The sequence below is a fragment of the Dyadobacter sp. 22481 genome (genome assembly GCF_052044875.1).
GTDB classification, from domain to species: domain Bacteria; phylum Bacteroidota; class Bacteroidia; order Cytophagales; family Spirosomataceae; genus Dyadobacter; species Dyadobacter endophyticus.
This window is the reverse complement of record NZ_JBQENV010000003.1, coordinates 1078470-1090203: the sequence shown is the minus strand read 5'-3', so window position 1 is coordinate 1090203 and position 11734 is coordinate 1078470. Positions and strand designations below refer to the sequence as shown.

The following is an 11734-nucleotide window of genomic DNA, read 5'->3' as shown; positions in this document are numbered from 1 at the left end:
GCCTATTCTTCTTTCATAATATATCCCATGCCCGGCCGGGTGTGGATAAGCTTGGTAGCGAAGTCTCTATCTACTTTTTTGCGTAAGTAATTGATATACACTTCCACTACATTCGTTCCGGGGTCAAAATTGAGATGCCACACGTGCTCCGCAAGGTCCATTTTCGAAACTACGCGCCCACGGTGCAGCAGGAAATATTCCAGCAATGCAAACTCTTTGGCCGTGAGGTCTATTACATTCCCCGCCCGTTTTACCTGCTTGGTACCCAGGTTCATTTCCAGGTCGGCAATGCGCAGGATTTTGTCGGAAGTCTCGGGGTTCAACAGATCGGAAACCCGTAATGCCGCATTGATACGCGCCAGCAATTCCCTGAAATCGAACGGCTTAACAATGTAATCGTCAGCTCCGCTGTTGAGCCCTTCCACCCTGTCTTCAATCTCGCCGAAAGCAGTAAGCATAATAATGGGCAGCGACGGCTTGTAAATCCTGATCTGCTGGCAAACGTCATAGCCTTTCATTCCGGGCAGGTTCACGTCGAGCAACACCAGGTCGAATTTCTTTTCCAGGGCGACCTGCTTGCCCGTGATGCCGTCATAGGCGATCTCCGCTTCGAAATTTTCCGCCGCCAATCCACGGAAAATGTTCTGAGCGATTCTGCGGTCATCCTCAACGATCAGGATTTTTTTCATGGTTATTCCAAATAATGGGAGGGATCAAGTTACAAAACGGCGGATATATGCCAAAACCAGCCGGCAGATAATCCCTACCGGAACGGCAAAGTAAGTCAGGAAATGGCGTTCGACACAATTTCCTTTACCTCCGGCTCCGTGGGCGTCTGGAAAACAATGCCGGTGTCGAGGGAATGGATGATCGCCTTGTTGCTGTGCGCGAAATAGCAGGTGTCTATTCCCAGATCCTGAATGTTTTTCAGCAATGCGGCCGTGTGCGGCTTGCTCCGTTTGCGCGTCTGGCGCATGTATACCGCGCGGATGCTTTGGGGGAATGTCCGGCAAATTTCCTCGTAAATCTCAGGGTCTTTTTGGGAATCGTCACCGAGTAAAATAAACTGCAATTCGGGATAGAAATCAATGATATTGTGGATTTTTCGCAACTTATGGTCGTGTGAGCCACTGCCGGTCATCACGAAATCGTCGAGTCCTGATTTGATTTTGTTGAGCTTTAAAACCGCTTTTGGCAGGCCGTTCAACTCGGCAAACCGGACGATCATGTCGTACAAATTCCATTCACTGCTTGACACGTAAAAGAAGATATTGTTGTCTTTGTGCGGGTGAACACGGCTGGCGAACGAAAGCAGCTGGTAGTGCTTTACCACATCATCAAATGGCTTTCGGGCTTGTACATTTTTGGAAAGCAGAACAAATAACTTCCTGAACGAACGGCGACTGTGCGAGATCAGGAACGTATCGTCAATGTCGGAAATGACGCCGTAGGAACTTTTATAAGGCAGAAAAAACTCTTCCGAACGTTCCGCATGGTACTTTTTGCCATTGATCTCGTCGTCCAGGGTAACACGGTAGGTATGCCAGCCGCTGGGCATTTCATCGCTGAGAGGCACCTGAAAACGGAAATAGCCATCGGCCTCGGCAGTCGTTTCGAAGGTCTTTTCACCCACATGCAGCACGATCTTCAAAAACGGAATGGTTTTAATAGAGAACAGCTCGATGATGGTTTTTGCGTACCGAAAGCCACGCCTGGTATATTTCCGGTCACCGGAGGGGTATTTTTTCACCACGTGGCCAAATACGGTCAATTCCTTTTTATTGGCGTAGCCACGGTATAGTTTTAAGTCACAACGTTTCATAACTATCTTTATCCTCTGCGACATCAGGTCCCTAATTTATCGAATATGTCTTCACAACCGAAAGTTTTGCTGGTAGTAAATCCCATTTCCGGAGACGTGAACAAGGATGTCATTTTTGAAAGGGTTATTGAAAAATCGGAAGCCGAGGGTTGCGACCTGCGCATTTACTCCACCACCGGCGACGACGATCAACAGACCATCAGGGAAATGGTTGAAAATATCAGGCCGGAGCGTGTGCTGGTAGCCGGTGGGGATGGCACGATTTCCATGGTCGCGCAAGCATTACACGGTACGGACGCCATTCTCTGCATTATCCCTGCCGGTTCCGCCAACGGTCTTTCCGCCGATTTCGGATTGTCGGGCTCCATTGATCAGGCATTGGAAGTGGCGTTCGAAGGCGAAGTATCCGCTATCGACGCCGTTTCGATTAATGGCGAAATTAGTCTGCATTTAGCTGATATTGGTTTGAATGCATTGCTTGTTAAAAACTACGAGGACAGCGACACCCGCGGTAAGCTGGGCTACGCCCGCGAAATGCTGCGGACACTCAGCGAGCACGAGAACTTTGACGTAAAGATTACCACAGACGACGAAGTGCTCGAAACCGAGGTATTGATCGTCATTATAGCCAATGCCAAAAAATACGGTACCGGCGTGAGTATCAATCCTATCGGGGATATGTGCGACGGGTTCTTCGAGCTGGTCATTGCCAAAAAGCTTGATTTCATTGAAACAGCCAAAATCCTCGCTGGCAGCACCGACTTTAACCCGGAGATCATGAAGGTGATTTCGGTGGAAAAAGCGACGATCGAATGTGTTCAAAAGTCTGCGCATTTCCAGATTGATGGAGAATATAAGGGCCTGGTGGAAAAGTTGGAGGCTGTCATTTTGAAGGGATATGTGAAGGTCGCTATTCCGGTAGGGTTGCGGGAGGGAGAATGACCGCCGGCGGCTGACCGCGGACGACAGATCACATAATTATGCATTCAGCGGTCGGCCGTCAGTGGTCCGCGGTCAAAATCCTAGGTTGCCAACAGTATCCCACCGAGGTCCTGCGCTTTTCTGACCAAACCGGCATTCCTATGAAAATCGCATATACCATCCTTTTCGGCCTCCTTGGCCTCGCATTTCAGAGCTTCGCCCAGCAAGCCGAACTCTGCCAGGGCGCCTATTTCACCGAAGAACAAGGCAAGGCTTTCCTCGAAAAACATATTCCGGCTTCCAAAGTAGAATGGGAAGTCCGCGCGGCGCAGATTCGCCAGCAGATCCGCAATGGAATGGATTTGCAATCATTGCCTGAAAAGCCAGCCTCGAAGCCCATTATCCATTCCAAAAGAGAAATGGATGGATACTCCATTGAAAATGTAGCATTCGAAAGCATGCCGGGCATTTATGTGACGGGTAATTTGTACAGACCATTAAAACAACAGAAATCCTACGCCGCCATCCTCGCGCCGCACGGGCATGGCGAGAACCCGCACGGGCGTTTCCGCGAGCAGACGCAGAAGCGCTGCGCCACGCTCGCACGTATGGGCGCGATCGTCTTCGTGTGGGACATGGTAGGGCAGGGCGATGCGAAGCAATGCGAGCATAAAATGGCGAAAGCATTGAAATTGCAGACCATTAACAGCATCCGCTCACTCGATTTCCTGTTATCGATTCCGGGCGTCGACCCCAACCGCGTTGCCTGCACGGGCGAATCGGGCGGAGGGACGCAAACGTTCCTGCTCGCCGCATTGGATAACCGCGTGAAGGTATCGGTACCGGTGGTGATGGTTTCGGCCTATTTCTTCGGCGGCTGTGTCTGCGAAAGCGGCTTGCCTATCCACAAAAAAGGTGACTATCAGACCAATAATGTAGAAATAGCTGCATTAACCGCCCCGCGCCCTATGATCATGATTTCGGACGGCGGCGACTGGACCAAGAACACGCGGGAAGTGGAATACCCATTCATGCAAAAGGTTTATGCCTTGTACAACAAAAAGGATAACCTGGAAGCTGTACATCTGGCCAACGAGAAGCACGATTACGGCCCATCGAAACGCAAGGCGATGTATGCATTCATGGCCAAGCACCTGAAACTGGACCTCAAAGCAGTGACCGGCAAGGACGGACAAATCGATGAAGAACCTGCCAAAGTGTTAGAACAGAAAGACCTGGCTGTTTTCGATGCCGGCCATCCGCGTCCGGCCAATGCGGTAATGGGCGACGAGGCGGTGCTTAAACTTTTGTAAGCGCATGATCTTCATTATCGTACTGGCTGCTATTGCGTTTATAGTCCTCAGTTCCACGGTATTAAAAATGCATCCGCTCATCGGGTTGCTGCTCGCGGCCATTGGCGTCGGTGTTTTTGCAGGGCTGCCCATGGACAAGCTGGCCGAAACGATCGGGAAAGGTTTTGGAGAATTGATGTCCAAAATCGGGCTAATGGTGATTCTGGGCTGCGTGATCGGGGCGATTCTCGACAAATCGGGCGCCGCCATTAAGGTTGCGGATGTGATATTGAAGCTGTTCGGTGAGAAGCGCCCGGCGTTTGCGATGTCGGTTATCGGCGGGATTGTCGGTATCCCGGTATTCTGTGATTCAGGGTTTATTATTTTGCATAAACTGAACCAGATTGTAGCCAAAAGAACAGGGATGCCACTTGCCACCATTGCATTGTCGCTATCCGGCGGCCTATTTGCGACTCACACACTCGTACCGCCCACACCGGGGCCTTTGTCCGCTGCCGGCAACCTCGGTATCCCCGATTCGATTGGGCTGGTAATATTAATCGGGTTGGTTGCTTCCATTCCCAGCCTATTCTTGTCGACCTGGTTTGCAGGTAAATATGCCAGGAATGTAAAACTGATTGACGATGCGGCAGTGGAAGAGCCACAGGTGATTGAAGAGCGGCTGCTGCCGCCGGCCTGGAAAGCATTCATGCCTATCGTTCTGCCTATTTTACTCATCACCCTGGCTTCTTTTGCCAAGATCCTGCATTTTTCGGAAGATCTCACACGTTGGCTAAGCTTTCTCGGCAGTCCACTGGTGTCATTCCTGCTGGCTATATTTTTCAGCTATTCCCTTTTTCCGGAAAACGCGTCGCAACGCATGATGGCCTGTTTCAAAAGCGGTATTGAGCATTGCGGCACCACCCTCGTGCTGGTAGGCGCGGGAGGGGCATTTGGAGCGATTTTGAAGGAAACTTCTTTGAAGGAGATGGTCAGTGAGTGGCTGCTGCACAATGAAATGTCGGGTGGTTATCTGCTCGTGATTGCCTTTCTGATTGCAGTTTTTTTCAAAACAGCCCAGGGCTCCACCACATCGGCTATGGTGCTCACGACGAGTATCCTGGCGCCGCTACTGGCAACCCTCGGTTTTGTAACGCCCGTTCAAATAACCCTGGTGGTAATGGCAGTAGGCAGTGGAGCCATGATAGTTTCACATACCAATGACGCCTGGTTCTGGGTAGTATCACAGTTTACAGGCATTTCGGCGAAGGACACCTACCGTACGCATACCATTCTGACGGGATTGCAGGGCGTGGTTAGTTTTATGACTACGATGGTGTTGTACCTGCTAATTGGCTAAAAGGTCAGGTGTTGTCAGGAGGTTGTGATGCAAGTATAAAACGAATGTCACCCTGAGGGAAGTCGAAGGGAAATGCGCTATCGCAATTTCCCTTCGACTTCCCTCAGGGTGACATTAACGTTTTTACATTATGTCAGCCTCTAAGGCAGTTTTCTAAACGCCCAGCTCAGCCAGAACTTCAGAAACCTTCGCCGCTGCTTCTTTGAACTCGATCGCAGAGTAAACTTTCAGACCGGATTCGTTGATGATGCGTGCACCTTCTTCTGCATTGGTTCCTTGCAGACGAACGATGATAGGCACTGGAATCTCGCCGATCGCTTTGTAAGCTTCTACTACACCCGCAGCAACACGGTCGCAACGAACGATACCGCCGAAGATGTTGATCAGGATCGCTTTTACGTTCGGGTCTTTGAGAATGATACGGAAACCAGCTTCTACGGTGCGTGCGTTCGCGCCACCTCCAACGTCGAGGAAGTTGGCAGGCTCACCGCCCGACAGTTTGATCAGGTCCATCGTTGCCATTGCAAGTCCGGCTCCGTTTACCATACAACCTACGTTTCCGTCCAGTTTTACATAGTTCAGGTTGTTGGCTCCCGCTTCTACTTCCAATGGATCTTCTTCGTTGGTGTCGCGCATTTCAGCCAGTTCGGGGTGACGGTACAATGCGTTGTCGTCCAGGTCTACCTTGGCGTCCACGGCGAGGATCTTATTGTCGGATGTTTTCAAAACCGGGTTGATTTCGAACATGGACGAATCGCTTTCCGCGTATGCTTTATAAAGAGAAGAAATGAATTTCACCATTTCCTTGAACGCGTCACCTTCCAAACCCAGGGCAAATGCCACTTTACGAGCCTGGAAAGGCTGCAATCCAACTTTGGGATCGATCCATTCTTTGATAATTCTTTCAGGAGTATGTTCTGCCACTTCTTCGATGTCCATACCGCCTTCGGTGCTGGCCATGATCACGTTGCAGTTTCTGCCGCGATCCAGAAGGATCGACAGGTAATATTCTTTCGGCTCGCTTGGCCCTGGGTAGTATACGTCTTCTGCAATCAGGACCTTGTTTACTCGCTTGCCTTCTGCACCGGTTTGGTGCGTTACCAATACTTTTCCCAGGATATTGTTAGAGATGGTCCTGACATCTTCAACAGACTTAGCCAATGCCACACCACGCTGTTCGCTGCCGACGATACGGCCCTTGCCGCGGCCACCTGCGTGGATCTGGGATTTTACAACATACCACTTGGTGCCTGTCTGCTGACTGAGCTCACGTGCAACCTCCACAGCTTTATCCGGAGTGTCGGCTACGAGGCCTTCCTGAATACGCACACCGTATTTTTTAAGAATGCTTTTGCCTTGATATTCGTGAATATTCATGAGTGTAAAAGTAAATTGGTATTTTCACGGCAAATTAAGGAATTAATCAAAACGGGCGAGTTTTCGGCGCAATTATCTTTTCATTATGGAGCTACTTCGGGCGAGTGGGATCAGGCGTACTTATGGTTCCTTGCAGGTTTTAAAAGGCATTGATCTGGAAGTAAAAAAGGGGGAAGTAGTTGCCATTGTAGGGCCGTCGGGCGCGGGGAAAAGTACCTTTCTCCATATTCTCGGAACGCTCGACAGACCGGAGCAGGGGGAGGTATTTATCGAAGGTATAAATGTCTTTACCCAAAAGGATAAAGAGCTCGCGCGATTCCGTAACGAGAAGATCGGCTTCATTTTCCAATTTCATAACCTGCTTGCAGAGTTCACCGCATTGGAAAACGTGTGTATGCCGGGTTATATCAATGGCAATGCCAATGAAAAGGACATTCAGGCGCGCGCCAAAGAGCTGCTCGAACTGCTCGGTCTCGGCGGTAGGATGGATCATTTGCCTTCCCAACTTTCAGGCGGTGAACAGCAGCGCGTGGCCGTAGCGCGGGCACTACTGAACCGGCCGGCCATCGTGTTAGCGGATGAACCAAGCGGTAACCTGGATTCACATAATGCATTGGATTTGCACCAGCTGTTTTTCAAACTGCGCGATGAGACGGGCCAGACGTTTATCATCGTGACACACAATGAAGAACTGGCCGAAATGGCCGATAGGAGGTTAGTGATGCAGGATGGCTTGATGGTCCAGCATTCAGTTTAACTTTCTTTTCATATTAACTAGCTAAACAAAAAACCGGCTGCCAGTTTCCTGACAGCCGGTTTTAATATTTTCCGAAGAAACGGAGGCTGATTACATCATGCCACCCATTCCGCCGCCGTGGCTGTGGCCACCTGCCGCAGGAGCTTCTTCTGGTTCGTCAGCGATAACGCATTCTGTTGTAAGCAACAGACCCGCGATAGATGCCGCGTTTTCAAGAGCCAAACGGGATACTTTCTTAGGATCGATGATACCTGCTTCGAGAAGATCTCCGTAGGTATTATCTTTCGCGTTGTATCCGTAAGCGCCAGTTCCTTCCTTAACCTTTTGAACTACTACGGATGGCTCCTGGCCTGAGTTGGAAACGATAGTTCTCAACGGAGCTTCCAAAGCAACACGGATGATATTGATACCGGTCTTTTCGTCTTCGTTTAAGCCTACAACGCCTTCAAGAGCAGCTGTTGCACGAATGAACGCTACACCACCACCTGCAACGATACCTTCTTCAACCGCAGCACGTGTTGCGTGAAGGGCGTCATCAACGCGGTCTTTTTTCTCTTTCATTTCAACCTCAGTAGCAGCACCGATGTAAAGGATCGCTACACCGCCTGACAGTTTCGCCAGACGCTCCTGAAGTTTTTCGCGATCGTAATCAGATGTAGTGTTTTCGATCTGCGCTTTGATCTGGTTTACACGTGCCTGAATATCTTCAGATGCACCGCTACCGTTAACCAAAGTGGTGTTGTCTTTGTCGATAATCGCTTTTTCGCAAGTACCGAGGTAGTCAAGCGTAGCGTTTTCCAATTTGAAACCACGCTCTTCGCTGATAACTGTACCGCCAGTGATGATAGCGATATCTTCCAGCATTGCTTTACGACGGTCACCGAAACCAGGCGCTTTAACAGCAGCTACTTTCAATGCACCACGGATTTTGTTTACTACCAATGTAGCAAGTGCTTCTCCGTCAACATCTTCTGCAAGGATAAGCAAAGGACGGCCGGTTTGTGCAACTGCTTCCAATACTGGAAGAAGTTCTTTCATAGAAGAAACTTTCTTCTCAGAGATGAGGATAAACGGACGCTCCAGTTCGGCTTCCATTTTCTCGGTGTTGGTTACGAAGTATGGAGACAGGTAACCACGGTCGAACTGCATACCTTCCACAGTTTTAACTTCTGTTTCAGTTCCGCGTGCTTCTTCAACGGTGATCACACCTTCTTTACCAACTTTCTCCATTGCCTCAGCGATCATTTGACCGATCTCCTCGTCATGGTTTGCAGAAATAGTAGCAACCTGAGCGATTTCTTTGGAGGTAGAGATATTTTTTTTCTGAGCTTCCAGATCTCTAGTGATCGCTGAAACCGCTTTGTCGATACCGCGTTTCAGGTCCATCGGATTAGCACCGGCGGCTACGTTTTTCACACCGATCGAGTAGATCGCCTGTGCAAGCACGGTAGCAGTTGTAGTACCATCACCAGCTGAGTCAGCAGTTTTGGATGCTACTTCTTTCACCAACTGAGCTCCCATGTTTTCGATAGGATCTTTCAGATCGATTTCTTTGGCAACAGTAACACCATCTTTGGTGATGCTTGGAGAACCGAATTTCTTGTCGATTACAACGTTACGACCGCGGGGTCCCAATGTAACTTTAACGGCGTCAGCCAGGGTGTCCACACCGCGTTTGATCTTATCGCGTGCTTCTGTGTCAAAAAATATTTTCTTAGACATAATTGTTTTGAATTTGAAAAACTTTAAGAGAAACTATTGAATCTGAGTAATTTGGATTAACCTATGATAGCATAGATATCCGACTCGCGCATAATCAGGACGTCTTTTCCTTCATACGCCAATTCAGTACCTGAGTACTTACCGTACAATACGGTATCTCCAACTTTTACTGTAAGCGGCTCATCTTTTTTACCGGGGCCAACTGCAAGAACGGTTCCGCGTTGTGGCTTTTCTTTTGCAGTATCAGGGATAATGATACCAAATGCTGTTTTTTCTTCGGCTGGGGCTGGTTCGATCAGAACACGGTCAGCTAGCGGTTGTACATTCACTTGTATTTCTGCTAAAGTTGACATAAATATTAAACGTTTATTTTTAATTGTCAGTAATGATTAGACTTCCATCCCGTTAGCACAATTCGTGCCAGCCTGTTTGCTCTGACATTTTTTCCGGCTAGTGTGACAAATTTGTACTCAGGCGTGGCGTTATAGTATTATAATGTCATTTGCGTGTCAGGAATGCTGAAATCTTGCTTTCAGCAAAGGAATTGATTAAATTTTATCGGCACCAAATTAAGAACCCTATGTCAGAGCTCGATAAAAACTGGCTTACCGAAGGAATTTTTGATTTTGAATACAAAAAATATGTGCTGATGGCCTACTTTCAGCACGTCCGGGACCAGTTCACACACAACCGACTACATCCGTGTCTGCCAGAATTGAAGTTGCACCTCGATACGTGTGTCAGCGTCCGGAATAATAAAAGCCGGATCAGGATGGGCTTGCCTAAAAACCTTACAGGTATCGATGTCAAAACCTGGCAGTTGCAGTACGAAGAGACGCACCAGGACGACACATTTATGTCGGACCTGAACCACATGCTCGACTTTGCGATCCCCCGTTTTTCCAAATCCATTGAAGAAGGTTCGGAGCGGTTTTCGGAGGTGGAAGAAAATGTGCGGGTTTCACCCGTGGGTATTGTGCCGTTGCATTTGCAGGAAGGTTACCTGCTTTTTTTGCATACGTTTCAGCCGATGGTGAGCATATTTCAATACCAGCTTGCCTTGTACAATGCATTGAAAGAGCGTTACCTGATAACCAGCTATATCGATACGGTTCGTATCGGCCTCGGAAACACGATTTCGCAGATAAAAGTCGACCTTACGAAGCAGAACCGGGCTATGCCGAACCCGGCGACTTATGTGGTGGAATCCAAATATGAATATCCTTTGCACGAAACGCTGCTGCCGGTGGCGGAGAGGCTGATGCTGCGGGAGATCAATGTGGCGTAAATCTGATTTTAATATTGGGCATAAAAAAATCCTGCGATGTTCGTCGCAGGATTTTCTTTTATCGGCTAACGCCCGATTATTTCTTAGCTGTGTCGACGGGAGTAGCAGCGGGAGTTGTCGTTCCCGCAGGAGCCGCGCCTTCCTGTGTAGCGGGTGCAGGCGCAATCTTGCCACCTGGCACTACTGCATTCTGAGCTCTATCCACGTTCACGCTGTTGATTCCGGCACCAGTGTTGGCACCGCCTACCATAATATAGGATACAAGTGAAATGAGGATCACCGCGCTCGCCAGACCCCACGTGATTTGTTCGAGAAGGTCGGTCGTCTTTTTAACACCGAACATTTGGGTAGTTCCTGCGCCGCTAAACTCGCTTGAAAGTCCTCCACCTTTTGAATTTTGGACGAGAACAACCAAAATCAACAACACTGCAACAATGGCAACCAGAATAATTAAACCCAAATACATGCTTTAAACAATTTTGAATGACTGAATGACTGAATTTTGAATGTGTGATGTGTCAATGAACTCTTTATGATCTCGCGTATAGTTCGCTCAATTTTTTTGCAAAGTAATTTCTTTTTTCCGGTTTTTTCAAAATCAATTTTTGATAGACGTCTATCGCCTTTTCAATTTTGCCTTGCCGGATGAGGATATTGGCAAATGCTTCGGTTTCAATACTGCCTTCCGTGCCGGCTGCTAAACGGTTGGTCAGATCGATGCTTACCGGTTCGAGGTTGTTGTCCTGACGGGCAATGCGCGGGTTCTTTTTCATAAAACCCTGGATGATCTGCTGTTGCCTGCGCTGCTCTTCGGAGCGTTGCGATTCGGCAGAAGCTTGTTGTTCGACGGTCGTGATCAGAATGTCGTCGCTGTCGAGCGGCTCTGGCGCGATCTGTGGTTCGAGGATATCGTCCACGTCCACGGTAGCATCGTAACGCTCGTTGTCGCTTTCCACCAGTTGCTGCAATGCCACGCGGCTGAGCGCATATGCGGCTGCACGCGGGCGGGTTTCTTCCAGTTTTTCAGTACCGGCGAGGCTGGATGCCTTGGCCAGCATGGAGTAGGGGATCTGGCAATACGGAAATGCCTTGATCGTGGCTTCCAGCTGCGGGATCACATCTGCCGTGATCAGCCCCGGGTTTTTCACCAGCTGATCAAATGTTTCCTTATCGATGAGCGCCATATTCCGTTATT

The 11734-nt window shown here is 49.0% G+C and carries 12 protein-coding genes; 5 read left to right on the top strand and 7 right to left on the bottom strand.

Annotated features, from left to right (window positions below):
* Positions 1 to 2 precede the first annotated feature (2 nt).
* On the bottom strand, positions 3 to 689 hold the full coding sequence (locus ACTJJJ_RS23200; RefSeq protein ID WP_188936071.1) for a response regulator transcription factor: 687 nt from the start codon (positions 687 to 689) through the stop codon (positions 3 to 5).
* A 95-nt stretch (positions 690 to 784) separates the two neighbouring features.
* The gene (locus ACTJJJ_RS23195) at positions 785 to 1822 is read right to left on the bottom strand and encodes an App1 family protein (protein WP_440703162.1); all 1038 of its coding nucleotides are present in this window, start codon (positions 1820 to 1822) and stop codon (positions 785 to 787) included.
* 45 nt (positions 1823 to 1867) lie between these two features.
* Here ACTJJJ_RS23195 and ACTJJJ_RS23190 point away from each other — a divergent pair, with 45 nt between their 5' ends.
* From ACTJJJ_RS23190 to ACTJJJ_RS23180, 3 genes are all read left to right on the top strand, one after another.
* Entirely contained in the window at positions 1868 to 2764 is an 897-nt protein-coding gene (locus ACTJJJ_RS23190; RefSeq protein ID WP_426291705.1) for a diacylglycerol/lipid kinase family protein, read from the top strand.
* 140 nt (positions 2765 to 2904) lie between these two features.
* Entirely contained in the window at positions 2905 to 4056 is a 1152-nt protein-coding gene (locus tag ACTJJJ_RS23185; protein ID WP_440703161.1) for an alpha/beta hydrolase family protein, read from the top strand.
* A gap of 4 nt (positions 4057 to 4060) precedes the next feature.
* Positions 4061 to 5395 (top strand): GntP family permease, encoded by a 1335-nt coding sequence (locus ACTJJJ_RS23180; RefSeq protein WP_440703160.1) that lies wholly within the window; start codon positions 4061 to 4063, stop codon positions 5393 to 5395.
* A 153-nt stretch (positions 5396 to 5548) separates the two neighbouring features.
* Here the strand turns inward: ACTJJJ_RS23180 and sucC are convergent, their stop codons facing one another.
* Positions 5549 to 6772: an ADP-forming succinate--CoA ligase subunit beta gene (sucC, locus tag ACTJJJ_RS23175; RefSeq protein ID WP_188936060.1), complete on the bottom strand. Its 1224-nt coding sequence runs from the start codon at positions 6770 to 6772 to the stop codon at positions 5549 to 5551.
* Positions 6773 to 6857: 85 nt separating this feature from the next.
* On the opposite strand from sucC, the gene ACTJJJ_RS23170 reads away from it, so the two are divergent.
* Positions 6858 to 7529, top strand: a complete 672-nt coding sequence (locus ACTJJJ_RS23170) for an ABC transporter ATP-binding protein (protein ID WP_426291701.1) — start codon at positions 6858 to 6860, stop codon at positions 7527 to 7529.
* Between the two features lie 90 nt (positions 7530 to 7619).
* Here ACTJJJ_RS23170 and groL read toward each other — a convergent pair whose 3' ends face one another.
* Together groL and ACTJJJ_RS23160 are read right to left on the bottom strand one after the other, a co-directional pair.
* Positions 7620 to 9251: a chaperonin GroEL gene (gene groL, locus ACTJJJ_RS23165; RefSeq protein ID WP_188936055.1), complete on the bottom strand. Its 1632-nt coding sequence runs from the start codon at positions 9249 to 9251 to the stop codon at positions 7620 to 7622.
* 56 nt (positions 9252 to 9307) lie between these two features.
* Positions 9308 to 9604 (bottom strand): co-chaperone GroES, encoded by a 297-nt coding sequence (locus tag ACTJJJ_RS23160; RefSeq protein WP_019940524.1) that lies wholly within the window; start codon positions 9602 to 9604, stop codon positions 9308 to 9310.
* 227 nt (positions 9605 to 9831) lie between these two features.
* Between ACTJJJ_RS23160 and ACTJJJ_RS23155 the strand changes: the two genes are divergently transcribed.
* Complete coding sequence (locus ACTJJJ_RS23155) at positions 9832 to 10539, top strand: hypothetical protein (RefSeq protein WP_440703159.1); 708 nt, start codon at positions 9832 to 9834, stop codon at positions 10537 to 10539.
* A 76-nt stretch (positions 10540 to 10615) separates the two neighbouring features.
* Here the strand turns inward: ACTJJJ_RS23155 and secG are convergent, their stop codons facing one another.
* Together secG and ACTJJJ_RS23145 are read right to left on the bottom strand one after the other, a co-directional pair.
* Entirely contained in the window at positions 10616 to 11005 is a 390-nt protein-coding gene (gene secG / locus ACTJJJ_RS23150; protein ID WP_188936052.1) for a preprotein translocase subunit SecG, read from the bottom strand.
* 64 nt (positions 11006 to 11069) lie between these two features.
* On the bottom strand, positions 11070 to 11723 hold the full coding sequence (locus ACTJJJ_RS23145; RefSeq protein ID WP_426291699.1) for a hypothetical protein: 654 nt from the start codon (positions 11721 to 11723) through the stop codon (positions 11070 to 11072).
* Between the last annotated feature and the right edge of the window lie 11 nt (positions 11724 to 11734).

What these genes read in the sequence shown, in the direction of transcription:
- ACTJJJ_RS23200 (WP_188936071.1), bottom strand. Translation starts at nt 689, where the DNA reads ATGAAAAAAATCCTGATCGTTGAGGATGACCGCAGAATCGCTCAGAAC.
- ACTJJJ_RS23195 (WP_440703162.1), bottom strand. Translation starts at nt 1,822, where the DNA reads ATGAAACGTTGTGACTTAAAACTATACCGTGGCTACGCCAATAAAAAG.
- ACTJJJ_RS23190 (WP_426291705.1), top strand. Translation starts at nt 1,868, where the DNA reads ATGTCTTCACAACCGAAAGTTTTGCTGGTAGTAAATCCCATTTCCGGA.
- ACTJJJ_RS23185 (WP_440703161.1), top strand. Translation starts at nt 2,905, where the DNA reads ATGAAAATCGCATATACCATCCTTTTCGGCCTCCTTGGCCTCGCATTT.
- ACTJJJ_RS23180 (WP_440703160.1), top strand. Translation starts at nt 4,061, where the DNA reads ATGATCTTCATTATCGTACTGGCTGCTATTGCGTTTATAGTCCTCAGT.
- sucC (WP_188936060.1), bottom strand. Translation starts at nt 6,772, where the DNA reads ATGAATATTCACGAATATCAAGGCAAAAGCATTCTTAAAAAATACGGT.
- ACTJJJ_RS23170 (WP_426291701.1), top strand. Translation starts at nt 6,858, where the DNA reads ATGGAGCTACTTCGGGCGAGTGGGATCAGGCGTACTTATGGTTCCTTG.
- groL (WP_188936055.1), bottom strand. Translation starts at nt 9,251, where the DNA reads ATGTCTAAGAAAATATTTTTTGACACAGAAGCACGCGATAAGATCAAA.
- ACTJJJ_RS23160 (WP_019940524.1), bottom strand. Translation starts at nt 9,604, where the DNA reads ATGTCAACTTTAGCAGAAATACAAGTGAATGTACAACCGCTAGCTGAC.
- ACTJJJ_RS23155 (WP_440703159.1), top strand. Translation starts at nt 9,832, where the DNA reads ATGTCAGAGCTCGATAAAAACTGGCTTACCGAAGGAATTTTTGATTTT.
- secG (WP_188936052.1), bottom strand. Translation starts at nt 11,005, where the DNA reads ATGTATTTGGGTTTAATTATTCTGGTTGCCATTGTTGCAGTGTTGTTG.
- ACTJJJ_RS23145 (WP_426291699.1), bottom strand. Translation starts at nt 11,723, where the DNA reads ATGGCGCTCATCGATAAGGAAACATTTGATCAGCTGGTGAAAAACCCG.